Raw genomic sequence first — 23,207 nt, forward strand, 5'->3', positions numbered from 1 at the left:
GGGAGGGGAGCACTTACGTCCCAGAGGACAGGCGAATCCACCGGCGCTCGGCATGGGAGCGCCGGGCCGCGTCCAGCACCTGCTGATTGCGCCAGCCGTCCTCCAACGTGGCCGCGTCCTCCACCGAGGCGCGGCCTTCTCGCAGGGCCTGAGTCATCGCGCCCGCCAGCGCCAGGAAGCCACGCGCCCACTCGTTGTCCGGCAACCCGGGTGGCAGCGGCGGTTCCGCGGGAAGCGCCACCCGCTCCCAGGAACGTGTCCCCACCGTGGAGCGCCACAGCTCGCGGCCCTCCACGCGCAGGCCCCCGCGCTCGCAGGACACCTCGACGCCGTGCACGGGCTTGCCGGGGGACACCATCGACAGCTCGATAGCGGCTGTCGTCGCGCCGAAGCGGAGCAGCAACCGCGCCTCGTCGTCGCTCGTCACCGGGCGCGACTGTCCCGTGAGCGCATCTGGCCGCGCGGGCGTGTGCGTGGTCAACTCGCCCAGCACCTCGTCGGGCTCGGCGCCCAACATGAAGCGCAGCGTATCCACCGCGTGCGAGCCGATGGCCCCCAGGAGGCCGCCTCCTTGCGACGCGTCCGACCACCAGTCCCACGGCCGCTCCGGCGAGGCGCGGTTGTCGTTGCGGTAGAAGACACGCGCGCCGCGCACCTTGCCCAGCTCACCGGAACGCAGCAGGGCGCGCATCCGCTGCCGCGTGGGCAGGAAGCGCAGCTCATGGTCCAGCAGCGCCAGGACACGCCGCTCACGGGCCGCGTGCCACATGGCCTCCGCTTCCCTCGCATCCAACGCGGTGGGCTTTTCACACAGCACCGCCTTGCCCGCTTCCAGCGCGGCCAGGGTGATGTCCCGGTGCAGCGCGGGCGGCGTGGAGATGCACACGCACGTCACCTCCGGCCGTGACACCACCTCACGCCAGTCCGTCGTCACATGCGGCACGCCCAGTTGCCGGCCTGCCTCCTCCACCTTCTCGCGCCGCGCGCTGGCCAGGCTCACCACCTCCACGCCCGGCAGTGCGCGAAGCACCGGGATTTGCGTGGTGCGCGCGAAGCCCGCGCCAATGACACCCATCCGAACCGTGCGTGCCGTGGACATTTCTGTCTCCCTTGAAGCGATGACGCGGCGCGCAGGCTGAGTTCTGGGTGTCCCCATTGCCAAGGCCCTCGAATTCAAAGTATCCAAGAATTCGCAGAATTCACTGATTCAACCCCTCCCCTGATGACTTCCAGAAACCTTCGTTGGACCGTGGCCGCAGGTGTCTTGCTGGTCGCGGCGGCCGTGGCGTTGCTGTGGCCACGGACTGTCCCCTCTCTTTCCAGCGAGCCCGTATCAGCCGAGCCCTCCGCTTCGGCGGCCTCCGGCCCTCGCGGCACGCCCGGTGCCCCGGGCACCACGCCCACGGAGCCCGAACCCGCTGTGGAGCAGATCCCCATGCCCGGGTGCTGGGACGGCCTGCACGCCTTCGACGCCTCGGTGTCCATGGACTCGTTCCGGCAGGCGCTGACGACGGCCATCGGCAACGGCGACCGGTACCTGGCGGCGTACCTCCAGGAGCGGCTGACGGAGCTGGTGGGCAACGACGCGACCCGCGCGCTCCAGGTGCTGGAATGGGCCAGGAGCGCCAGCGGACCGGAGCTGAGCATCTACATGGACGCGCTGAAGGCCGCGCCCGCGGTGCATGCGCCGCAGGTGGCGCAGAGCCTGCTGAAGATGGGCGAGGACCCAGGCGCGCCCTTGCAGACGCGCTCCGCCGCGCTGGATGCGCTGGAGACGCAGCGGAAGCTGGCGCCCGGAGACATCCAGCGGCTCAAGAAGCTGGCACTGGACGAGACGCTGGACTCCACCGCGTGGGTGGCCACGCGCACGCTGGGCCGGGTGATGAAGGAGGACTTCGAGCGCACCGGCAACTACGCACCCTACTGGAAGGAGCTCCTGGACATCGGCGGCACGTCCGACGACATGGCCGTGCGGCTGCTCGCGCTGGAGATGCCGTCGTATTCGAACCCCATCATCGGCGCGGAGTCCCTTGACTCACTCAAGCGCATCCTCTCCAACGACCGCGAACGGGACGTGCGGGAGATGGCGGCCTTCCGGCTGGGTGTCACCAGCGAGCCGGAGAAGGCGATGGAGATCCTCCGCGCCGCCTTCCTGGCCGAGCATGACCTCTGCGTGCGCTGGGCCATCTTCCGATTCGCCGTGCGCGCGGGCGGCGACAAGGCGCTGCCGATGCTGGAGCAGTTCGCCGCGAAGGACCCGCGCTTCACGCAGGACTACCTGGAGTTCCAAGCCCTCTACGCGTCGGGCACGGTGGACTTCGCCCGCATCTGGCTGGGCAAGCGCGAGCACCACAACTGCCTGGTCGAAGAAGGAGCGCCGCACTGATGTCCCCCCTGTCGATGAAGCGAATGGGGCGCGCGGCGCTCCTGATGGCCCTTTCGTCCCTGACTCCCGTGACGGCGCGCGCCGAGGCAACGCTCCGCCCCGCGCAATGCACGGTGCAGGGCATGCTGGACGACGTGCGCGTGGCGATGAAGAACGGCTCCCCCGCGCTGAAGCGCTACGTGAAGATGCGGCTGAAGGAAGCCGCGCTCGCCATGCCCGCGGAGTCACTGCTGGCGGCGCTGCAAGGTGAGCGGGACCCGGAGGTGCTGGAGGCCCTGGGCGCGGCCCTGGCCACCAAGGCGAGCAACGCGGAGAACCCAGGCCTCATTCAGCCGCTGCTCGTCCGGGCCACCGGGGATTCGGACCCGGCGCTGCGCGCGGCGGCGGTGCGGGGCCTGCGCGGCGTGCCCTCCGTCGAGTTCATGGAGAAGAACGGCGGAGTGGTGACGTACGAGCAGTTGGTGCGCGACGCGTCCCCCGAGGTGCGCGCGGCGGTGGCGGACAACATCGTCTCCGAGAGCGCGGACGTCTACAGCGGCCATGACCGCCGGGTGTCGGAAGCGGCGGTGTCGGTGGCGGCGGTGTCGGAGGACCCGGAGGTGGCGGCGAAGCTGCTGCGCGAGGTCTCCATGGAGGCCGTGGGCCACGAGGCGGTGGAGCAGGTGACGCGCCAGCTGCGCTCGGAGAACCCGGAGCTGCGAGCGGCGGCGGCCACAGCGCTGGGCGGTGTGCCCGGCGGCGAGTCCGCCGGTGCGCGAGGCTCGCTGGTGGACCTGTTCCGCGAAGACAAGGACCCGGCGGTGCGCAAGGCGGCGCTCCAGGGAATTGCCCGGCTGGGGCAGGCCCACGCGGTGCCCGTGCTGGAGTCCTTGCGCGGCGTGGATCGCGCCATGGATGCGGAAATCGACGCCTGGGTGTCCGTCCTGAAGCTCAACCTCCAGGAGTGGGAGCTGGTGCTGCGCGAGAAGCAGCGCCGCCGGAGGTGACCCCTGCTTCACCGCAGTACGCAGCGCTACACCAACGAGGGAGTCTCTTGATGAAGACGATGAAGCTGACCATGGCGGGCCTGGTGCTCGCCGCCGCGGGCTGGGCCACCTCTGTCACGGCCGCCACGGCCGTGGGTCCCATCTGCGACGCTGCCGCGCGCGTGGGTTCCACGACGTACTACTCGTGCTCGGGCAGCAGCCACAACGCGCTCGACATGAGCAACGGCACCTGCAGCGTGTGGAACCACCGCGGGATGATCAACGTCAGCCGCTACTACGCCTACTACGGCGGCTGTGCGAACAACTGCAGCGGCGGCACGAGCTGCAACGGCGGCGCGGGTAACTACTACGTCGTCACGGGCGGCAGCGGCTGGGACTTCCGCCAGCTCCACCTGAACTCCAACGTCTCGTCGGGCTCCAAGACGTGCGACCGCTGCGCGCTGGGCCTCGTGGGTTCCACGGGCAACTCCACGGGCGCGCACGTCCACGCGGACAACCGCCAGTACGGCACGCGCAAGACGGCCTGGTACACCAGCGTCGGCACCACCTGCGGCTCCAGCGCGAACTGCAGCAACCGCGTCGGCACGCCCACGCTGTAGTCACTCCGCAGCCTGATTCACCCACACCCCGCCCCGTCCATGTGCCGCGAAGCACCTGGGCGGGGTCACTCCAGGTGACTGAGCTCTGCTTCCGCGTGCTGCCGGTAGAGGGGAACGACTTCCACAGCGAGCACCTCTTCCAAGCATTTCCGGGCGCCGGTCATGTTCCCCGCCTCCACGAGGCGATTGGGCTCAGAGATGGCGCGCATCAAACGCTGCGAACCTTCTCGAGTGCGGCGGCGTATTTCGCGAACCAGCACGGCGCTCCCAGCGGGCGTCATCAGTGCTCGCGGGACCTCCGCATCGGGCACCACGACATCTCGTGCGACGGTGCGGAGCAACTCCGTCACCTCGGGTGTGAGTTCCAGGGCCGCCTCACTCGCAAGCTGACGCTCCAATGCGGCGACCTTGTCCCAATCGTGCGCTTCACACATCAACGGACCTTGCCCCTTCGCGAGCAGATCGGCCGACGATGCAGCATCTTCCGAATCAGCCTGAGCGGCCTCATTGAGCACGCGAGCGCCATTGAGGAGTCCCGCGGCCTCCGCCGCACTGAGGCACACCCAACCGCCTAGAGCCCCAACAGCAGCACAGAAGCTGGCACGGACAATTGAATGCGCTGTTTTCGCGTCGGCACAGACATGGCGCGAATTCAAACAGAAGCATCGGCACGCCAGGGGGCAGCGGTTGGGTTGGCAGCGAATGACCGACTCCGCCTGGATGGCCCCTGGCCGACAAGCAGTGTCCGCCACCCACGAATGAACACCCGCCTACCCTGTGGGGCCCCGCACATTGACGGGACACTTCGTCACACCGCACCGTGGAGGAGCCCAGCAGTCTGGCGTTCCATCCCATTCAGGAGCGTGCGCGCCATGCCATCGACCTCTCCCGGAGCACGCGGCATCGACCATGTCGGCGTGACGGTGCCGGACCTCGAAGCCGCAACGGCCTTCTTCATCGAGGCCCTTGGCGCCGAAGTGCTCTACGACACCTTGGCGAAAGGCCAGCCGCCACAGGAAGGCGCTGACCTGCAGCGACGCCTGCGCTTCCTCCCAGGCTCCAGCATCCGAGCGATGCGGCTGCTCCGCCTGGGCAACGGCCCCAGCCTCGAGTTGTTCGAATACGCAGCCCCCGAGCAGCGCCCACCGGCACGCCCCAATGACTTGGGCATCCAGCACCTGGCCGTCTACGTGGATGACATGGACGCGGCGCTCGCGCGCTTCCAGGCGGCGGGAGGCGAGGTCTTCTCGAGCCCCCACGAACTGCCAGCGCTGGAGAAAGGCCCGGGCAACGCCTTCTGCTACGCCCGAGCCCCCTGGGGCACCATCATCGAGTTCATCACCTACCCGTCGCCCCAGCCCTACGAGCAGCAGACCGCGCTGCGGCGCTGGAAACCGCCGGAGCGCGGCTGAACCTCCATCACAGCGCCGCGCGGACCGCCTTCATCGCGCCGTCGTAGTCCGGCTCGTGCGTCATCTCCGGGACAATCTCCCGGAACACGACCTTGCCCGCACGGTCCACCACGAAGGTGCTGCGCGCGAGCAGCCCCAGCTCCTTCATGTACACGCCGTACTTCTCACCGAACTCGCGGTCCTTGTAGTCCGACAGCGTGGTGACGTTCTGGATGCCCTCGGCGCCGATGAAGCGGCCCAGCGCGAAGGGCAAGTCCAGCGTGACGAACCACACCTTCACGTCCGGCCCCAGCGCCGTGGCTTCCTTGTTGAACGCGCGAAGCTGCGCTGCGCACACCCGCGTATCCACGCTGGGCGCCACGCTCACCACCACCACGCTGCCCTTCACGTCCGACAGCCGCACGGCGTCGTTGAGCCCCTTGAAGACGGTGAAGTCCGGAGCCGCGTCCCCCACCTTCACCTCGTCCCCCACCAGCGTCACCGGCTGCCCCTTGAACGTGACGATGCCCTTGTGCTCGGCCATGGAATGCCTCCTTCTCCGGAAAGGGGCGCGGACTACTTCACCAGCAACGCCGCGCCAATCAGACCGCTGTCGTCTCCCAGCTCCGCGTCCGCGATGAGCAGGCCCTCGCGCGACGTCGTGGAGGACCAGGCGCGCACGCCCTCCTCCACGCGGCGCCGCAGCCCCGGGCAGTGGCTCAGCACGCCGCCCCCCAGCACCAGCCGCGCCGGGTTGAGCATCGTCACCTGGTTGGCCACGGCCAACGCCAGGAACTGCGCCGCCCGCTCATAGACTTCACCGGCCGCCACGTCGCCCGCCTCCGCCGCCTTCTCCAGCGTCACCGGCGTGATGCGCGCCGGGTCTCCGCCCGTCAGCCGAGCCACCTCCGGCGCATTGCCGCTCGCGAGCAGCTCCCGCGTCTGCGCGATGAGGTTGTGGCCACCGACGTAGGCCTCCAGGCACCCCAGCTCACCGCAGCCGCAGCGGCGTCCTCCGGGAACCACCTTGATGTGGCCCAGCTCGCCCGCCACGCCGCCACCACCGTCCACGAGCCGTCCGCCCGCGATGATGGCGCTGCCGACACCCGAGCCCACGAACACCACCAGCATGTCCTGCGCGCCCCGACCCGCGCCCGCGTGCAGCTCACCCCACGCCGCAGCGGCCAGGTCGTTCACTACACGCACCGGCTGGCCCAGCCGGTGCGTGAGCAGCGCGCCCAGCGGTACGTTGCGCCAGCCCAGGTTGGGAGCCACCGACAGCACGCCCGAGTCCTTGTGAATCTGCCCGGCGGCCGCCACGCCGCACGCGCCCAGAGGCACACCGGCGGCCCTCACCGCGTCCGAAGCAGCCTGGGCAATGGTCTCCACGACAGCGGAGGGACTGCGCTCCACCAGGGCCACCTTCGAGGCGGCGATCAACTTGCCTACCTCGTCCACCACGGCGGCGCGGGCAAAGGTTCCCCCCAGGTCGATTCCGAGCGTTGGCATGAGCGCGTCCTCTCAGGGCTTCAGCTTGGAAACCAACGCGGCCGCCAACCCTTCCACTTCCTTCTGGCGCGCCTCGTCCTTGAGCTTCCCGTCCGGGGTGAAGGCATCCGACACGCGGGCCATGTGCACCTGCGTGGGCAGCACGTGCGCCCCCACGGAGGCCATCACCTGCCGCAGGTGCGGCTGCATGCGCGCGGTGCCGAAGACGCCGGGCGTGGCGCCCATCATCGCCACCCACTTCTCCTGGAAGAGCCTGCCGGGCGGGCGGGACACCCAGTCGATGGCGTTCTTCAGGCCTCCAGGAATGGAAGAGTTGTACTCCGGGCTGGCGATGAGCAGGCCCTGGGCCTTGCCCAGCCGCTCGCGCAGTTCCTCCACGGGAGCAGGCAGGGCCTTGGCCTCCACGTCGCCGTCGTAGACGGGCAACTCCAGCGTCTTCAGGTCCACCACATCCACCTCCGCGCCCAGCGCGCGGGCGTGGGCAACGGCGATGGCCAGGAGCTGGCGGTTGAAGCTCCCCGTCCGGAGGCTGCCACTGATGGCGAGGATGCGCGTCGTCGTCATGTCAGCCCCCGACCTCGACCTTGACCTTCTCCACGGTGCCCTCGATGAGGGCCTGGATTTCCTTGAGGCGCTCGGGCGTGTTGGCCTCGAAGCGCAGCACCAGGATGGGCTGCGTGTTGGAAGCACGGATGAGGCCCCAGCCGTCGGGGAACGTCACGCGCACGCCGTCCACGTCGATGATGTCGTGGCCCGCGTCGCGCAGCGTCTCCGTGGCGCGCTTCACCATCTCGAACTTCTTCTCTTCCTTCGTGTCGAAGCGCAGCTCCGGGCTGGCGTACGTCTTCGGCACGTCGGACAGGAGCTCCGACATGGTCGCCTTCTCGTGCGTGAGAATCTCCAGCAGGCGCGCGGTGGAGTAGATGGCGTCGTCGAAGCCGAAGTAGCGGTTCTTGAAGAAGATGTGGCCGCTCATCTCTCCAGCCAGCTCCGCCTGCGTCTCCTTCATCTTCGACTTGATGAGCGAGTGCCCGGCCTTCCACATGACGGGCTTGCCGCCGCGCTTCGCGATGTCGTCGTACAGCGTGTAGCTGCACTTCACCTCGCCGACGATGGCCGCGCCCGGGCTCTCCTTCAGCACGTAGCGGCTGAAGAGCACCATCAGCTGGTCGCCCCAGAGGATGTTGCCCTGGTCGTCGATGACGCCAATGCGGTCGCTGTCGCCGTCGTAGGCGATGCCCACCTCGGCCTTCTCGCGCTTCACCGCCGCGATGAGGTCCTGCAGGTTCTCCACCACCGTCGGGTCCGGGTGGTGGTTGGGGAACGTCGCGTCCATCTCACAGAACAGGGGCACCACGTCGAAGCCCATGCTCTCGAACAGCGGCACCGCGATGGCGCCGCCCGTGCCGTTGCCGGCGTCGATGACGATGCGCATCCCCTTGCGGCCCACCTTCACCGTCTGGCGGACGAAGTGGCTGTAGGGCGTGATGATGTCGTACGGCGTCACCGTGCCCGGCTTGGGCGACACCTCGAAGTCCCGCGCCTCGATGAGCTTGCGCAGGGCTTGAATCTCGTGGCTGTGGAAGGTCGTCTTCCCCGCGCCAATCTTGAAGCCGTTGTACTCGGGCGGGTTGTGGCTGCCGGTAATCATCGCCAGGCCGTCCACCGGCAGGGTGTTGGCGGCGAAGTACGTCAGCGGCGTGGGGACCACGCCCACGTCGAACACGTTGAGGCCCGTGGAGGTGAGGCCCGCGCAGAGCGAGTCCCGGAAGCGGGTGGAGGACTCGCGACAGTCGCGGCCCACCGCGATGGAGCGCCCGCCCAGGCGACGGATGATGGTGCCCAGGCCCTTGCCCAGCAACTCCACCACCTCGGTAGTGAGGTCCTTATCGACCAGGCCTCGGATATCGTATTCGCGGAAGATGTGCGCGTTCATGAAAGTGTCCCCGCCCTCGTGACTTCAGAGGGCATGGCAGAGGGCGGCGGACTCTACACGAGCGCGGGCCAGGGGGGCACCCGGCCAGAGGGCGCCCCTGGCCCGTTGGAGGGCCAAGGGGCCGGAGAAGGCCCCCGCGCTACGGAAGCAGGGCCGCAGGGGCCACGGCCCCCTCGTGGAGCACGGGGGGCATGGAAGGCGTCAGCCCCTGCGCCCGCTGGCGCAGCTCCTGGTAATGCCTCAGCCACGACACGTTGAGCGGGTCCAACGCCAGCGCGTTCGCATAGCGAGAGAGGGCGGCGCGCAGGGCCCGCTGCACCTCCAGCGCGTGTCCCTGGGTGAAGAGCGCACGGGCCCGGGCCTCCGAGCCCGGCCGGGCCGACAGGAAGGCGTGGCGCAGGGGCTCCACCTCCTCGTCCGGCAGCCCTGCTTCCACGCAGCGGGCCAGCCCGGGCAGGTTGCCTCGAACGGCGTCGAAGCCGGCGCGGCTCAGCGGCTCGCCCAGGGTGCAGCGGGCGGACTCCACCCGACCCCGCAGGGCCTCCAGCGCGCGGCGCTGCCCGGACGGCAGCGGACGGACGCGGAAGCCCTCCAGCCGGCGCAGGGCGGCGCTGGCCCGGCGGCGAATCTCCTCGAAGTCGGCGTCGGGCCGCGCCCCCAGCAGGACATACGGGTCCTTCGCGGCCTCCGCGGCCCGGGCGAGCAGCCGCGCCAGCTCCCCATCGGGACGCGGCTCCGGCCGGCGGCCCTCCTCCAACATCCACGCCACCCACTGGCGCAGCGCCGGCGCGGGCTCGGCGAAGTGGATGAACGCGCCCGCGGCCACGCCCCAGGTCCGGGCCTCGTCTCCCGTGACATGGCGGACGACGTCGCCCTCGCACGTCACGGTGCGCCCCGCGAAGGACAGCTCCACGCCCAGGCGCGCGGCCAGCGGCGGCAGCGCGCCATCCCACGCGGCGAAGAAGCCATCCACCGACACGTCGTTGGCCACCACCAGCGTCCAGCCCTCAGCGAGACTCACGCGAACGTCCAACCCCGCGGGCGCGGCGACTCGAGGGGCCGGCGCCTCCAGCACCGGCTCCGCATGGGCCGCCGCCCGCAGCGCCAGGTGCAGCGGCGTGGCACCGTCCTCCGGAATGGCCTGGCCGAAGATGGTGACGTTGCCTTCTGGCATGCGCATCTCCGGCAGCAGCAGGATGGGCGCCTGGGACACGGGCTCTGCGTCCTCGTCGAACGTGATGTCGATGTCCACCAGCAGCTCCACGTCGTCGACCAGCGCCGCCTCGCGCTCCGCCGCGCGGGCACGCGGGTCCATGCAGCGCGCCAGTTCCTCGCGGAACGCGCGGGCATCCGGGAAGCGCTCGGCGGGCCGCGGCGCCAGGGCCCGCAGCAGCACCGCGGACAGCGCGGGTGGCACGCTGGGATTGAGGACATGCGGCTCCGGAGGCGCCAGCTCCCCCGCGCGGCCGATGCCGAAGGGCAGCCGCCCGGTGAGCAGCAGGTAGCCCACCACGCCCAGCGCATACACGTCCGCGCGGCCGTCCACGACCTCACCGGACCACTGCTCGGGCGCGATGAAGGCCGGCGAGCCCACCACCATGCCGCGAGCCCGCTCCGCGGGAGACAGGCTCGAGCTGAGGATGGCGCTGGCCCCGAAGTCGAGCACCTTCACCCGGCGCTCCCCCCGCGCATCCCGCGTGAGGACGAGGTTGTCCGCGGACAAATCCCAATGCATGAGCCCGCGCGCGTGCGCGGCCTCCACGGCCTCCAGCGTCTGCCCCAGCAACTCCACCGCCTCCACGGGCGCCAGCGGCATGGGAAGCCGGGAGAAGGACTCACCGTCGGCGTACTCCATCAGCAGGCACGGCAGACCGCCGGGCCCCGGGCGCGCGTCCAACACGCGGGCCACGTGCGGGTGGACCAGCTCGCGCAAAGCATGCGCCTCCGCGTAGAAGCGGCGCTGCATGGCCGGCTGCGCCGCCAGGTGCGGGTGCAAAACCTTCACCGCGAAGCGGTGCCCCGTGGGGAGATACTCCGCCAGGTACACCGTGCCCAGCGCCCCCGCCCCCAACCAGCGCCGGAAGACGAGCGGCCCGTGCCGCTGTCCCTCCAGGCAGCTCGCTGACACTGCGACGCCGTCATGCACCTCCGGGCAAGACGCCCCGGCCGGATGGTCCACGTCACACCGCATGCAGGCCATACCCCACCACCCTCTGTCGCCCCGGAGCGGGGCAGGCCGTGGGGGCCTTGCAACGAGCGTGCAGAGGACCCTTGTCCACTCATCGACAGAGCAAGCCCCCAACTGACCGAGGTCACCAGTGAATCAGGGGTTCACGGCCGGTAATTCTTCCAGGGTGGGAACCGGGCGTTTCTCCAGCGCACCCGGCCCCACCTGGACGCCTACAGGTACTTCGCCAGCTTGCGAGCCTTGAGCGCCTCCACCACCTTGCGCACGTCCTGGCTCTTGTCCTTCGGCACCACGAGCACCGCGTCGCCGGAGTCCACCACCACCATGTCGGTGAGGCCCACCACGGACAGCGGGCGCTTGTCGGCCAGCACCACGCAGTTGTGGCAGTCCACCACCACCGCGAGGTTGCCGGACACCACGTTGCCGTTGGCGTCGGCGGGGCGCACCTCTGGAATCGCCGCGAACGAGCCGACATCCGACCAGCCGAAGTCACCCGGCAGCACCGCGATGTTGGAGGCCTTCTCCATGACGCCGTAGTCGATGGAGGTGGAGGGCAGCCTGGGGAACACCTTCTTCAGCACCGCGCCGAAGGTCCGCTTGCCCGCGGCCTTGCGCAGGGCGTCCAGGCCCTTCTGCATCTCCGGCATGTGCTTCGCGAAGGCCTCCAGGATGACGTCCACGCGGAAGACGAAGATGCCGCCGTTCCACAGGTAGTCACCGGAGGACATGTAGCCGCGCGCCGTCTCCAGGTCGGGCTTCTCCTTGAAGGCCTGCACCTTGCGGCCACCGCCCTCCAGCGCCGCACCGACCTGGATGTAGCCGTAGCCCGTCTCCGGGCGCGAGGGCTTGATGCCCAGCGTGACGATGTGCCCCGCCTCCGCCAGGTCCGCCGCGTCCGCGAGCGTGCGCTTGAAGCCGGGCACGTCCGCCACGTGGTGGTCGGAAGGCAGCACCACCATGACACCCTTGGGGTTGCGCGCGGCCACCTGCACCGCCGCCAGGGCGATGGCGGGCGCGGTGTTGCGAGCCACCGGCTCCACCAGCAGGTTCGACTTGGGCAGCCCCTTCACCAGCTTCGCCGCGGCCTTCGCGTGCAGGGGGCCGCAGACGATGAAGGTGTCCTTCACCGAGGCGAGCCCCTTGAGGCGCGCGGACGTGTCGGTGATGAGCGGCAGCTTGGAAGCCAGCGGCAGGAACTGCTTGGGCCGCGCCTGACGGGACAGCGGCCAGAAACGGGTGCCGGAGCCTCCGGCCATGATGACGGGGTAGAGGGCCATTGCGGGTGTTGTACTCCTGAGGGCCCCAGACCAAGCCGGCGGCCATGGCGGCGCACCATACCGTTTCAGCCTTGCCGGGAAAGAGGGACTGTCGCCTGCCCGCCCTCCAGACGACGAGGCCAAGAAGGGTGGTGAGAGTTTTGACCCGCCACCAAAAAGCCAGTCTCATGCCGCGCTGTTGGACTTCCTCAAGGCCAGATCCACCGGGCTGACGCTCATCCTCACCGTCGCACTGGCGTTGGGGCTGTCGCTTGCCCCGGTCCCAGACGCCCTCCGGCCCCTCCCGAGTCTCCAGCGGGGTCCCCTGCCCGAGAAGCTGGTGGCGCTCGTCCTGCCGACCTCGCTGTCGGGCGGTCGCGCCACACGTCCGCCCGGAGAAGTGATGACGGCGGGTGCGGGCGCGGCCAAACGCCCGCCGGAAGAGACGGGAGAGGTGGAGGAGCCAGCCGACGCCGGTGCCCTGGTGGCGGAGCCTCTGCCCGCGGTGCCCACGACGCCGGGCATCGGCCTGGAGGAACTGAGCGCCCCCACCCTGGCCCGCGCGAAGGACCTGGAGGCCCTGCGCGAGCGCATGGGCTCCCAGCACGTGGACATCGAGCTGAACTGCCGCAAGGCGGGGCCAGACGGGAGCTGCCTGGAGGACGGACTGGCGCCCTACACCCGGGCCCTGGCCGAGCTGCGCGAGGACGCACGGCGCACGCCGGTGCGCGTGGTGCACCTGGGCGACTCGCTGGTGGCCTCCGACCACATCACCGATTTGGTGCGCGACCGGCTCCAGGAGCGCTTCGGCGCGGGCGGCAAGGGCTTCCTCTTCATCACCCGCCCCGCCAGCGCGGGCCGCTGGACGCGCTCGGGCCGAGGCTCGGACGGCTGGGAAATCGAGCGGCTGGTGGACTCCAAGTGGCCCCGCGACCGGGTGGGCTGGACGGGCGTGGCCTTCAGCTCGGAGAAGGGCTCCCAGAGCACGCGCTATGACGTAGAGGGCTCGCGCGTGGCGGAGCTCTTCTTCCTGGCGCAGCCCGCCAGCGGCACCGTGCAGTTCTCCGTGGACGGCAAGCCGCTCCAGCGCATCCACACGCGAGGCTTCTCCAAGAACAAGTCGGAGGCGGCCTTCGCCCGCGTGACACTGCCGCAGGGCGCGAAGTCGCTGACGCTCACCACGTCCGGCAAGGTGGAGCTGCACGGCATGACGCTGGAGTCGGGCACGCCGGGCGTCGTCTACGACACGGTGGGCCTGCTGGGCGGCATGGCGGAGGTGTACCTGCGCGCCCAGCCCGCCGCCTTCCGCGCGCAGCTGCGTCAGCGCAAGCCGTCCCTGGTGGTGATGATGGTGGGCGGCAACGAGGCCTTCTTCTACTCGCGCGACCGCACCACGCTGGACGAGGTGCGCGCGCAGATAAAGGAGCTGATGTCTCGCGTGCGCACCAACGTGCCGAACGCCGCGTGCCTGCTGATGGCGCCCATCGACGCGGGCGTGCGCACCATGAGCGGCGAGGTGGTTTCACGCCGGGGCACCCGGGAGATTGGCGACATCTACCGCGAGGAGGCCCGCGAGGCCGGCTGCGCCTTCTGGGACGCCTATGCCGCCATGGGCGGCGAGGGCTCCGCGATGCGCTGGCTCGAGGAAGGGCTGATGCTGGATGACCTCGTCCACCCGCGCGCCCGGGGCTCGGACTTGTTGGGCCACCTCTTCGACCTGTCCCTCCAACGCGCGTTCGCGAAGAGCCGGGCGCCGCTGGTGGCCGTGGCGGACCCGACCGGCCTGCAGAACGCGGACACCGCGCTGGCGCGCACGTTCGACAAGCTGAAGCGCCGCGAATCCGGAGAGGCCCTTCGCGTGGGCGTCGCGCAGCTCGGCGGCTCGCACACCGCTTCGCACTACTTCACGGACGTGGTGCGCGAGGTGCTGACGAAGCGCTTCGGCGACGCGGGCCGAGGCTTCATCGCCGCCGGCAAGGCGTCCCCCCGCCTGGAGCCCGCGGGCGTGACGCGCGCGCTGGAGGGCGACTGGACCATCGAGGACGCCGCCAAGGACGCGCCTCCTCCCGGAGGCCTGTGGGGCCTGACGGGCATCCGCGCCGTGGGCGGGCCGGGCGCGAAGCTGCGCATCCAGTTCTGCAAGGAGTGCCCGGAGGCGAAGGAGACCTCGGGCCGGTTGGATTTGTACGCGCTGGACGTGCCGGACGTGCTCGCGCCGGACATCGCGGTGGACGGCGAGCTGCTGCCGCCGGACGCGCCTCCGCCGGAGCCGTTGACCGAGCCCACCGTGCGCATCCGCTCCTTCCCTGTCACGGGGTCCTCGCACACCGTGGAGGTGACGGCGCCGAAGGACGGCAACGTCACGGTGCTGGGGGCGTCCCTGGAATACGACACGCCGGGCGTCGTGTACGACGCGCTGGGCCTTCCCGGTGCCACGGCCTCGACATTGGGGGCCATGGACGCGGCGGCGGTGGACGCGCAGTTGGCGTCGCGGCGGCCGGACCTGCTCGTGTTCTGGTACGGAACCAACGAGGCGGGCCGGTCAGGCCTGGACGCCTCGGCGCTGCGCCGGGACTACGCCGCGATGCTGACGCGGCTGCGCAAGGCCACCAACGCGGAGTGCCTGGTGATGGGCCCCACGGACCGGCTCACGCAGGACGCCAACGGCCGGTGGAGCGAGGCGCCCTCGCTGGCGTCGGTGCTGAACACGCTGCCGCAGGTGGCGAAGGACGCGGGGTGCGCGTACTGGTCGACGCGCGCGGCCATGGGCGGAGAGCGCTCCATGCTGCGCTGGCAGCGCGCGCAGCCCGCGCTGGGCCACGCGGACGGCGTCCACCTGACACCGGAAGGCTACGCGCGGCTGGCGGGGGCCTTCTCCCGAGAGCTGCTCACCGCGTACGAGGCCCACAAGAAGGCGGGCCCCACCTCGCGCGTGGAGGACAACTGACGTGCTGTCGCACAGCGTCCAGTACCTCGTCTTCGTCATCGCGGTGTTCGCCCTGTACTGGGCGGTGCACCGGCACTACTGGCCGCGCATCGGCGTGCTGCTGGTGGCCAGCCTCTTCTTCTACGCGGCCTTCACGCCCTTCCCCATCCTCATCTTCCTGGTGGGCGTCACGGTGGACCACCTGTGCGTGAAGGGCATGGGCCGCGCGCGGTCGCAGGGGGTCCGCAAGGCGCTCGTCACGGTGTCGGTCGTCTCCAACCTGGGCCTGCTCGCGGGCTTCAAGTACCTGGAGATGCTGCGACAGACGCTGCTGTCGCTGCTGGCGCCGTGGGGCATCGAAGTCCGCGCCGAGCCCTTCAACCTGCTGATGCCGGTGGGCCTGTCCTTCTTCGTCTTCCAGGCCATCAGCTACACGGTGGACGTGTACCGGCAGAAGGCGAGCGCGGAGCACTCGTTCATCGAGCACCTGCTGTACCTGCTCTTCTTCCCGCGCGTGGTGAGTGGCCCCATCGTGCGGGCGTCGGAGCTGATGGTGCACTTCCGCCAGACGCCGAGCCTCACGCCCGAGGCTGGTGGCCACGCCCTCTTCCGCATCGCGGTGGGCCTGGTGAAGAAGCTGGTCATCGCGGACGTGCTGGGCGCGGGACTGGTGGACCCCGTCTTCGCCGCGCCAGAGAAGTACGCCTCCGCGGAGTGCATCGTCGCGGCGGTGGCCTACACCTTCGAGCTCTACTACGACTTCTCGGGGTACTCGGACATCGCGATTGGCGTGGCGGCGCTGTTTGGCTTCAAGTTCCCGGAGAACTTCAACCGGCCGTACCTGGCGAAGAACATCGGCGAGTTCTGGAACCGGTGGCACCTGAGCCTGTCCACGTGGTTGCGGGACTACCTGTACCGGCCGCTGGGCGGCAACCGCGTGTCGAAGCCGCGCGTGCTGCTCAACCTGATGACGGTGATGGTGCTGGGCGGCCTGTGGCATGGCGCGGACTGGCGCTTCGCCGTCTGGGGCGCGGTGCACGGCGTGGCGCTGTGCGTGTCACGTTGCTGGGAGTGGTCGGTTGGCAAGCCCGAGTCCCCGGGCATCCCCCGCGTGGCGATGGGCATGCTGACGACATTCACCATCGTCGTGCTGACGCGCGTGGTGTTCCGGGCAGCGGACATGGCGCACGCGGGTGAGTTCTACGAACGGATGATGGCGGGCGTGCCCGGCATCGCCAACGTGAGCCCGCTGGTGTGGGGCATGCTGGCCGCGGCGGTCTTCTTCCATGCCGTGCCGATGAAGCTCTACACGGTGTCGTCGGACCTCTTCGTCCGCATGCCCGTGCCGGTGCGCGCCGCGGTGCTGGTGGTGCTCGGCCTGGGCATCCGCCACCTGTCCGCGGTGGAGACGCGCCCGTACGTGTACCTGCAGTTCTAGGCGGGTAGACGTACCGTCGGCCCCTTGGCCTCTGCGCTTGGGGGTCGCGCGACAAGTCCCTGAAAACATTGGGCCTTCACGACATTCGCAGGGGTCGTGACGGTTTTTTCAGCCGCGTGTCGATCCGCGCCGGGCTTATTCGTCGCCATTTTGAACGAGGACGCAGCGCCTCCCGAACCGAAAGGAAGAACCGATGCGCGTCATGGTCATTGTGAAGGCGACGAAGGACTCCGAAGCCAATGTGATGCCCGACGAGAAGCTGATGACCGAGATGGGCAAGTACAACGAGGAGCTGATGAAGGCGGGCGTGCTCCTGGCCGGTGACGGGCTCCACCCGAGCAACAAGGGCAAGCGCATCCGGTTCGCGGACGGGAAGAAGAGCGTCATCGACGGTCCGTTCGCGGAGACGAAGGAGCTCATCGCCGGCTATTGGCTCTGGCAGGTGAAGTCGATGGACGAGGCCGTGGAGTGGGCGCGCCGCTGCCCGCCCCCTATGCCCGGAGAGGAGTCGGAGCTCGAGATTCGCCCGGTCTTCGAGGCCGAGGACTTCGGCGCCGAGTTCACCCCGGAGCTGCGCGCGCAGGAAGAGAAGCTGCGCGCCGAGCTGGAGCAGAAGCAGAAGGCGTAACTCGCGGCGGTGTGAGCTGAGTGAGGTCCGGTGCCTCCGGACCTCCTCGGGTCGTCAGAGCCGGGTGCTAATTCCTGACGAGTGCTCCCACGGGTTCGGAGCACACGCCAGGGGGATGACATGACGTTGCGTGGAGCAGTGGCTCTGCTCTTGAGCATACTTCTCGTGGGCTGCGCGACACCGCGAGTCGTGCGCCTGGATACGGGACAGGGCGACCCCATCGTCTACATCCCGCCGAAGAACGCGAAGCCGGTAGAGGTGGACGAAGCCGCGTTCCAGAAGGTGATGACCCGGCTCGTGCTGGACATGCGCTTCTCTCTTCGCGAGGAGGCGGAGCGTCCACGCGTCCGGCTCGCCTCGTGGGACTCGGAGCCCCGGGGTGCCAGACACGACTACGGCGCCTGGTGCTCCCGCCAGGACAGTCCTGGCGAGTGCCTCACGCTCCTGGAGGGTGGCTTCTCCTTCCTGGATGCCAACGCCCGCCGGCAGATGGCGCTCGCCTTCGCCTGGGATGGCGTGTGGGAGGGCGTGCAGGACGCGGTGAAGGAGGTCGTCAACCCGCTCGCGCTCAAGGCAATGCTGACGTCGGCGATGGCCGCGTACATGTTCCTCGTCGTCGCCCCGGAGCCCATTACCAAGGTCGTCGCTGTCGCACTGACGACTTTCGTCCTCGCCTACATCGGTGTCGACGCCTTCATGAGCCTCGTGGAGGGCTGGCACCGGCTGTCCGCGGACTCTGAACGAGCAGTGTCGTTCAAGGAGTTGGAGGACGCAGGGCACCGCTTCGGCCGAGTCATGGGAGAGAACGGAGCGCGCGTGCTCATCCTCGCGCTGACGGCGGCGCTGAGTGGTGGGGCCGCGAGCATGGCCTCCAAGGGGCCGACGCTCCCTGGCTTCGCCAGCGCGGCCCTGGCCGCGGAGACACAGGCGGGGTTCCGACTGTCTGCGGCGATGGCAGGAGGCGTGCGCTCCATTTCCGTGGCTGAAGGGGTCATGACCGTGGGCCTTGCGCCTCACGCGGTCGCCATGACGGCTCGCGGTCCTGGAAGCGGAGATGCCCCCCGAACTGACGGCACAGCGCCCGCGCAAGTACTCAGCAACCAGCTTCCAGAGCGCCTTCCGAGAGAGCTGGAACTCGCGCGGAAGCTTGGGGTCCGACCCGTCAGTGTAGATTCACCCCAGTTTGCACGCTATGCCAACGAGGAACGAGTGAAGTGGGTCATTACTGAAGAGGGCCACCTGAGAATCGTTCCTCAAACATGGGACACACTCGAAATTGCGCATTCGGTCGCGAGTGGCGGGCGCCCTGTATTAGCTGCTGGTGAAGCGGAACTGGCCGTCCATGGAACCAGATACTTCGGTGTTCGAATCACGCCTCATAGTGGGCATTACATGAACGGCGCCGCCAAGGCCGTGAGCGACAGGGTACTGGAGCTCGGACGGCAAGCATTCGCTCGCCATGGCATCACGTTCCCGCCCTGACCAAGGCCATGAAAACGACTCCATCCCTGGTTGAAACCGTCTTGAGGTGGCCGCTACCGCGATTGAGGGCGTGGCTAGACGGACTCGTTATTGGGGAGCCTGTGGATGGCGAGCACTTCAACTGGGATGTCTTCGCCTTCACCATCGCCGCGCAGGCCCGTGAAGAACGAAGCCTGGGATGGGCCCACATCGCGCTGCTGGTCTACGGAGCCCTCGCGCAACGTCATTCTGACGAGACCGAATTCTCCATCAGGCTCTCGGAAATGAACCTGCGATCAGGGATGATTGCCGATTTTGGCGAGCGCGAAGGCGACTTCGTCCTCGACTCCGCCCCCATCGTCGCGTGGGTCCAGCGCCTGACGACGATGCCTCTGGAAGAGGCCGCCCGATGGATGGCCCTTGAAGACCTCCGCGCCGTCCCCATCGAGAAGCTCCGCGCCATGCGCAGGCTCAAGCACGCCCTCAAAATCCTGGCCCATGCCCTGCCCAAAACACAGGTGGAGCAGAAGCACCCCGAACTCGTCCCCTGGCTCCAGTTCAGGACCCGACTGGTCTGACGCGGCGGTGCCCGCTACCCCACCCCGCCGGGCACCTGCGTCACGTGGTTCAGGAAGTCGCGCAGGATGCGCGCCGTCGCGCCCCAGATGACGTGCGTCCCATACGTGTAGAAGTACAGGTCCCGCTCCGCCCCCAGGATTTCCTTCTGCTCCACGCGGAGGATGGACGGGTCCAACAGGCCGGACAGCGGCACCTCCAGGATGAAGGCCACCTCCTCAGCGCTCGGCTGGTACTTTCCGTCCCCGGGAATCACCCCCACGAAGGGCCGCACCCGGTACTGCGAAATCGTGGGCACTTCATCCAGCATGCCCAGCACCCGCACGCCGCGCCGGTCGATGCCCAGCTCCTCTTCCGTCTCGCGCAGCGCCGTGTGCAGGGGCGTGGCGTCCTCCGGGTCTCTACCCCCGCCCGGGAAGCTGTACTGGTCCGCGTGCGTCCGCAGCGTCGCGGGCCTGCGCGTGAAGAGCACGTGAGGTACGCCGTCCCGCTCGAACACCGGCACCAGCACCGAGGCCTCCCGCAAGGCCCACCCCGGCAGGTGCACCTCACGCGCCGGCCGCGAGGACAACCGTGACTCCAGTGCCTGGAACAGCGACTCCACACTCACGGCCCACGTCCTCTCACGCTAGTCGGTAATCTGCTTCTCCACCGGCGGCGTCCCCGGCTCCCCCGGAACCTCCACGTTCTCCGCGCCCGACATCGGGCTCAGCTTCCCCGTCTGGAGCAGCACCAGCAGCAGCACGCCCAGCGCCACGCGGTACACCACGAACACCAGCGTCGTCCGCGTGCGCAGGAACTTGAGCAGCCACGCGATGGCCGCCATGCCCGAGGCGAACGCCACCAGCGTCCCCACCCACAGCGCCATGGCCGACGGCCGAGTCTCCGCCTCCAGCAGGTGCTTGAGTTCGAAGACGCCCGCCAGCGTGGTGGCCGGAATGGACAGCAGGAACGAGTAGCGCGCCGCATCCTCGCGCTTGAGTCCCAGCGACAGGCCGCCCGTCAGCGTGGTGCCGGAACGGGACGCGCCCGGAATCAGTGCCAGCGCCTGCCACATGCCGATGAGGATGCCATCCTTCCACCGCATGTCCGCCAGCGTCCGCTGGTGCGAGGCCCGCTTCTCCACAAAGAGGAGGATGAGGGCCAGCACGATGAGGCTTCCCGAAATCACGTAGAGCGAGCGGAACTCGTTCTCGATGAACTTCTTCAACGTCAGCCCGGCGATGCCGACAGGCAGCGTGCCCACCAGGACGAACCACGCCAGCCGCGCCTCCAGCGTGCCGAAGGGCTCGCGCCGCGCCAGCCCCCGGAAGAATGCCGCCACCAGAGAGACGATGTCCTTGCGGAAGTAGATGAGCACGGCCGCCACCGTGCCCAACTGGATGACCGCCGAGTACGCCGCGCCCGGGTCCTTCCAGCCGAACAACTCCGGCGCGATGCGCAGGTGCGCCGTGGAGCTGATGGGAAGGAACTCCGTGAGACCCTGGACCAGACCCAGGACGATGGCTTCGAGGAGGCTCATAGGGTGCGGCCCCCGGATGTATGCCTGCTCTCCCCGCCCAGCAAGGGTGTTCCGCCGCCTCTGTACGCACGAACACCCACGGCCCGCGCGGGACGGGTAGGCTCGGACCGCACCATGCCCCCTGCCCCCCTCTGTCCCTGCTCCTCCGGCCTGCGCTACCGCGAGTGCTGCGCGCCCTTCCACCGAGGCGAGGCCGAGCCGCCCGACGCCGAGCGCCTCATGCGCAGCCGCTACAGCGCCTTCGCCCTGCGCGAGGTGGCCTGGCTGTGGAAGACGCTGCACCCCAGCCACCCAGACCGCGCGCGGCCCCAGGACGAGGTGCTGCGCGAGCTGCGCGCCTTCGCCCAGGCGCACCAGTACCCGAAGCTGGTCGTCATGGACCGCCGGGCGCCGGACGCGGACGGGCTGGCGCAGGTGCTCTTCTTCGCCAAGGTGTTCGAGAAGGGAAAGGACCGCTCCTTCGTGGAGCGCTCCGACTTCCGCCATGACGGCACCGGCTGGCGCTATCTATCCGGCACTGCGCTGGCCCCCAAGGAGCTGTCCGTCCCACCAGAGTCCCTCACGCTCGCCACGTTCCCTCGCTAGGTGGGCGTCTGGAAGTGGATGAAGCAGGCTGTCCGCCTGCCCTCGGAGGCGGCAGTCTCTCGTTGAAATGAAGGGGCCCTTTTCGTAGGTTCCCCGCTGACTTCGAGGAGCGCTGCGAGGCCGGACACGGCCCCAGGCTCGAAGCGGAATCACCCAACGGCGCTCACCTGTACGCGTCTCTTGCGAGGGTGAGTCGTCGCAGCATCCACACCGAACTTCCCCGAGCCCGGGACGCCGCGCCCGCTGGACCAGGAGCCATTGCCATGACCGCTGCAACCAAGTCCCTGAAGCAGGATTACGCCATCGCCGACCTGTCGCTCGCCGACTGGGGCCGCAAGGAAATCCGCATCGCCGAGAGCGAAATGCCCGCGCTCATGGCCATCCGCGAGGAGTACGCCAAGACGCAGCCGCTCAAGGGCGCGCGCGTGACGGGCTCGCTGCACATGACCATCCAGACGGCCGTGCTGGTGGAGACGCTCCAGGCGCTGGGCGCCGAGGTCCGCTGGGCGTCGTGCAACATCTTCTCCACGCAGGACCACGCCGCCGCCGCGCTGGTGCAGGCCGGCACGCCGGTGTTCGCGCACAAGGGCGAGTCCCTCAAGGAGTACTGGGACTTCACCCACCGCATCTTCGACTTCGGCCCCGCGGGCAGCGACCACGAGGGTCCGAACATGATTCTGGACGACGGTGGTGACGCCACGCTGCTCATGCACCTGGGCAAGCGCGCGGAGAAGGACGCCAGCATCCTCGCCAACCCCCAGAGCGAGGAGGAGCGCGAGCTGTACGCCGCCATCAAGGCGAAGCTGGCCGAGGACGCGACCTGGTACACGCGCAAGAGCGCGAAGATTCTCGGCGTCACCGAGGAGACGACCACGGGCGTGCACCGCCTCCAGGAGATGTCCGCCAAGGGCACGCTCCTGTTCCGCGCCATCAACGTCAACGACAGCGTGACGAAGAGCAAGTTCGACAACCTGTACGGCTGCCGTGAGTCGCTGGTGGACGGCATCAAGCGCGCCACCGACGTGATGGTCGCCGGCAAGATTGCCGTCGTCGCGGGCTACGGCGACGTGGGCAAGGGCTCCGCGCAGGCGCTGCGCGCGCTGTCCGCCCAGGTGTGGGTGACGGAAATCGACCCCATCTGCGCGCTCCAGGCGGCCATGGAAGGCTACCGCGTCGTCACCATGGAGTACGCCGCGGACAAGGCGGACATCTTCGTGACGGCCACCGGTAACAAGGGCGTCATCACGCACGACCACATGGCGAAGATGAAGGACCAGGCCATCGTCTGCAACATCGGCCACTTCGACAACGAGATTGAGGTCGCCTCCCTGGAGAAGTACCAGTGGGAGGAGATCAAGCCGCAGGTCGACCACGTCATCTTCCCGGACAACAAGCGCATCATCCTGCTGGCCAAGGGCCGGCTGGTGAACCTGGGCTGCGGCACCGGCCACCCCAGCTACGTGATGTCCAGCTCGTTCGCGAACCAGACCATCGCGCAGATTGAGCTGTACTCGCACAGCGCCAACTACGAGGTCGGCAAGGTGTACGTGCTTCCCAAGCACCTGGACGAGAAGGTCGCCCGCCTCCAGCTCAAGAAGCTCAACGCGCAGCTCACCGAGCTGAGCCAGGAGCAGGCCGACTACATCGGCGTGAAGACCTCCGGCCCGTACAAGCCGGACACCTACCGCTACTAAGCGGTCCGCCGGCGCCCTCGCCCACCCGCACCGGGGCGAGGGCCTCGCCGCGCCGAAGCCTCGAGCATCACGGGCTCTCGCGAGAAGGCGAGCCGCCTCCGCAGCTGAAACACAACGGGCCGCCTC

General features: G+C 69.1%; 21 protein-coding genes and 1 riboswitch. Of the genes, 11 read left to right on the forward strand and 10 right to left on the reverse strand.

The genetic code is table 11. The features are described 5' to 3' along the window. Positions 1-13: 13 nt before the first annotated feature. Positions 14-1,099: a Gfo/Idh/MocA family protein gene (locus tag BHS09_RS33455; RefSeq protein ID WP_140800058.1), complete on the reverse strand. Its 1,086-nt coding sequence runs from the start codon at positions 1,097-1,099 to the stop codon at positions 14-16. Positions 1,100-1,222: 123 nt separating this feature from the next. On the opposite strand from BHS09_RS33455, the gene BHS09_RS33460 reads away from it, so the two are divergent. Genes BHS09_RS33460 through BHS09_RS33470 form a run of 3 tightly spaced genes read left to right on the forward strand, consistent with a single transcriptional unit; the run spans position 1,223 to position 3,971 of the window. After that, positions 1,223-2,386, forward strand: coding sequence for a HEAT repeat domain-containing protein (locus tag BHS09_RS33460; RefSeq protein WP_140800059.1), 1,164 nt, complete (start codon positions 1,223-1,225; stop codon positions 2,384-2,386). Then, entirely contained in the window at positions 2,386-3,372 is a 987-nt protein-coding gene (locus tag BHS09_RS33465) for a HEAT repeat domain-containing protein (protein ID WP_140800060.1), read from the forward strand. The genes BHS09_RS33460 and BHS09_RS33465 overlap by 1 nt, the downstream gene beginning before the upstream one ends. A gap of 50 nt (positions 3,373-3,422) precedes the next feature. Beyond that, positions 3,423-3,971, forward strand: a complete 549-nt coding sequence (locus tag BHS09_RS33470) for a M23 family metallopeptidase (protein ID WP_174258963.1) — start codon at positions 3,423-3,425, stop codon at positions 3,969-3,971. A 65-nt stretch (positions 3,972-4,036) separates the two neighbouring features. On the opposite strand, the gene BHS09_RS33475 is transcribed toward BHS09_RS33470, so the two are convergent. Continuing rightward, positions 4,037-4,486, reverse strand: a complete 450-nt coding sequence (locus tag BHS09_RS33475; RefSeq protein ID WP_237079982.1) for a DUSAM domain-containing protein — start codon at positions 4,484-4,486, stop codon at positions 4,037-4,039. Positions 4,487-4,843: 357 nt separating this feature from the next. On the opposite strand from BHS09_RS33475, the gene BHS09_RS33480 reads away from it, so the two are divergent. Further along, entirely contained in the window at positions 4,844-5,383 is a 540-nt protein-coding gene (locus BHS09_RS33480) for a VOC family protein (RefSeq protein WP_237079983.1), read from the forward strand. A gap of 7 nt (positions 5,384-5,390) precedes the next feature. Here the strand turns inward: BHS09_RS33480 and tpx are convergent, their stop codons facing one another. The 6 genes from tpx to BHS09_RS33510 form a co-directional block, all read right to left on the reverse strand. Continuing rightward, positions 5,391-5,906, reverse strand: coding sequence for a thiol peroxidase (gene tpx / locus BHS09_RS33485; RefSeq protein ID WP_140795435.1), 516 nt, complete (start codon positions 5,904-5,906; stop codon positions 5,391-5,393). A 32-nt stretch (positions 5,907-5,938) separates the two neighbouring features. Beyond that, a complete protein-coding gene (locus tag BHS09_RS33490; protein WP_140800062.1) occupies positions 5,939-6,871 on the reverse strand; it encodes an ROK family protein in 933 nt (310 codons plus the stop codon). Positions 6,872-6,883: 12 nt separating this feature from the next. Beyond that, on the reverse strand, positions 6,884-7,435 hold the full coding sequence (locus tag BHS09_RS33495; protein ID WP_140800063.1) for an NADPH-dependent FMN reductase: 552 nt from the start codon (positions 7,433-7,435) through the stop codon (positions 6,884-6,886). A 1-nt stretch (position 7,436) separates the two neighbouring features. Next, positions 7,437-8,807: a phosphomannomutase/phosphoglucomutase gene (locus BHS09_RS33500; protein ID WP_140800064.1), complete on the reverse strand. Its 1,371-nt coding sequence runs from the start codon at positions 8,805-8,807 to the stop codon at positions 7,437-7,439. A 139-nt stretch (positions 8,808-8,946) separates the two neighbouring features. Beyond that, the gene (locus BHS09_RS33505) at positions 8,947-10,935 is read right to left on the reverse strand and encodes a serine/threonine-protein kinase (protein WP_237079984.1); all 1,989 of its coding nucleotides are present in this window, start codon (positions 10,933-10,935) and stop codon (positions 8,947-8,949) included. A gap of 272 nt (positions 10,936-11,207) precedes the next feature. Beyond that, on the reverse strand, positions 11,208-12,272 hold the full coding sequence (locus BHS09_RS33510; protein ID WP_140800066.1) for a mannose-1-phosphate guanylyltransferase: 1,065 nt from the start codon (positions 12,270-12,272) through the stop codon (positions 11,208-11,210). 178 nt (positions 12,273-12,450) lie between these two features. On the opposite strand from BHS09_RS33510, the gene BHS09_RS33515 reads away from it, so the two are divergent. The 5 genes from BHS09_RS33515 (at position 12,451) to BHS09_RS33535 (ending at position 19,282) form a co-directional block, all read left to right on the forward strand. Further along, positions 12,451-15,198, forward strand: coding sequence for a GDSL-type esterase/lipase family protein (locus BHS09_RS33515; protein ID WP_140800067.1), 2,748 nt, complete (start codon positions 12,451-12,453; stop codon positions 15,196-15,198). Between the two features lies 1 nt (position 15,199). Further along, positions 15,200-16,615: an MBOAT family O-acyltransferase gene (locus BHS09_RS33520; RefSeq protein ID WP_140800068.1), complete on the forward strand. Its 1,416-nt coding sequence runs from the start codon at positions 15,200-15,202 to the stop codon at positions 16,613-16,615. A gap of 193 nt (positions 16,616-16,808) precedes the next feature. Beyond that, a complete protein-coding gene (locus BHS09_RS33525) occupies positions 16,809-17,243 on the forward strand; it encodes a YciI family protein (RefSeq protein ID WP_140795443.1) in 435 nt (144 codons plus the stop codon). 120 nt (positions 17,244-17,363) lie between these two features. Beyond that, positions 17,364-18,725: a SitA5 family polymorphic toxin gene (gene sitA5, locus BHS09_RS33530; protein WP_174260608.1), complete on the forward strand. Its 1,362-nt coding sequence runs from the start codon at positions 17,364-17,366 to the stop codon at positions 18,723-18,725. 101 nt (positions 18,726-18,826) lie between these two features. Further along, positions 18,827-19,282, forward strand: coding sequence for a hypothetical protein (locus BHS09_RS33535; protein ID WP_237079986.1), 456 nt, complete (start codon positions 18,827-18,829; stop codon positions 19,280-19,282). Positions 19,283-19,296: 14 nt separating this feature from the next. On the opposite strand, the gene BHS09_RS33540 is transcribed toward BHS09_RS33535, so the two are convergent. Next, positions 19,297-19,890: a CoA pyrophosphatase gene (locus tag BHS09_RS33540; protein ID WP_140795446.1), complete on the reverse strand. Its 594-nt coding sequence runs from the start codon at positions 19,888-19,890 to the stop codon at positions 19,297-19,299. A gap of 18 nt (positions 19,891-19,908) precedes the next feature. After that, positions 19,909-20,802 (reverse strand): undecaprenyl-diphosphate phosphatase, encoded by an 894-nt coding sequence (locus BHS09_RS33545; protein WP_140800071.1) that lies wholly within the window; start codon positions 20,800-20,802, stop codon positions 19,909-19,911. A gap of 114 nt (positions 20,803-20,916) precedes the next feature. On the opposite strand from BHS09_RS33545, the gene BHS09_RS33550 reads away from it, so the two are divergent. Further along, positions 20,917-21,387 (forward strand): YchJ family protein, encoded by a 471-nt coding sequence (locus BHS09_RS33550; RefSeq protein WP_140800072.1) that lies wholly within the window; start codon positions 20,917-20,919, stop codon positions 21,385-21,387. A 98-nt stretch (positions 21,388-21,485) separates the two neighbouring features. After that, positions 21,486-21,559, forward strand: a riboswitch (S-adenosyl-L-homocysteine riboswitch). A gap of 91 nt (positions 21,560-21,650) precedes the next feature. Next, a complete protein-coding gene (gene ahcY, locus BHS09_RS33555; RefSeq protein WP_140800073.1) occupies positions 21,651-23,081 on the forward strand; it encodes an adenosylhomocysteinase in 1,431 nt (476 codons plus the stop codon). Positions 23,082-23,207 lie beyond the last annotated feature (126 nt).

Origin of the sequence: Myxococcus xanthus (assembly GCF_006402735.1) — a bacterium.
In the GTDB taxonomy this organism is placed as follows: domain Bacteria; phylum Myxococcota; class Myxococcia; order Myxococcales; family Myxococcaceae; genus Myxococcus; species Myxococcus xanthus_A.

Bases quoted from the DNA above. Each gene is read 5' to 3' on its own strand.
- BHS09_RS33455 (WP_140800058.1), bottom strand. From the start codon at position 1,099: ATGTCCACGGCACGCACGGTTCGGATGGGTGTCATTGGCGCGGGCTTC.
- BHS09_RS33460 (WP_140800059.1), top strand. From the start codon at position 1,223: ATGACTTCCAGAAACCTTCGTTGGACCGTGGCCGCAGGTGTCTTGCTG.
- BHS09_RS33465 (WP_140800060.1), top strand. From the start codon at position 2,386: ATGTCCCCCCTGTCGATGAAGCGAATGGGGCGCGCGGCGCTCCTGATG.
- BHS09_RS33470 (WP_174258963.1), top strand. From the start codon at position 3,423: ATGAAGACGATGAAGCTGACCATGGCGGGCCTGGTGCTCGCCGCCGCG.
- BHS09_RS33480 (WP_237079983.1), top strand. From the start codon at position 4,844: ATGCCATCGACCTCTCCCGGAGCACGCGGCATCGACCATGTCGGCGTG.
- tpx (WP_140795435.1), bottom strand. From the start codon at position 5,906: ATGGCCGAGCACAAGGGCATCGTCACGTTCAAGGGGCAGCCGGTGACG.
- BHS09_RS33490 (WP_140800062.1), bottom strand. From the start codon at position 6,871: ATGCCAACGCTCGGAATCGACCTGGGGGGAACCTTTGCCCGCGCCGCC.
- BHS09_RS33495 (WP_140800063.1), bottom strand. From the start codon at position 7,435: ATGACGACGACGCGCATCCTCGCCATCAGTGGCAGCCTCCGGACGGGG.
- BHS09_RS33500 (WP_140800064.1), bottom strand. From the start codon at position 8,807: ATGAACGCGCACATCTTCCGCGAATACGATATCCGAGGCCTGGTCGAT.
- BHS09_RS33510 (WP_140800066.1), bottom strand. From the start codon at position 12,272: ATGGCCCTCTACCCCGTCATCATGGCCGGAGGCTCCGGCACCCGTTTC.
- BHS09_RS33525 (WP_140795443.1), top strand. From the start codon at position 16,809: ATGCGCGTCATGGTCATTGTGAAGGCGACGAAGGACTCCGAAGCCAAT.
- sitA5 (WP_174260608.1), top strand. From the start codon at position 17,364: ATGACGTTGCGTGGAGCAGTGGCTCTGCTCTTGAGCATACTTCTCGTG.
- BHS09_RS33545 (WP_140800071.1), bottom strand. From the start codon at position 20,802: ATGAGCCTCCTCGAAGCCATCGTCCTGGGTCTGGTCCAGGGTCTCACG.
- BHS09_RS33550 (WP_140800072.1), top strand. From the start codon at position 20,917: ATGCCCCCTGCCCCCCTCTGTCCCTGCTCCTCCGGCCTGCGCTACCGC.
- ahcY (WP_140800073.1), top strand. From the start codon at position 21,651: ATGACCGCTGCAACCAAGTCCCTGAAGCAGGATTACGCCATCGCCGAC.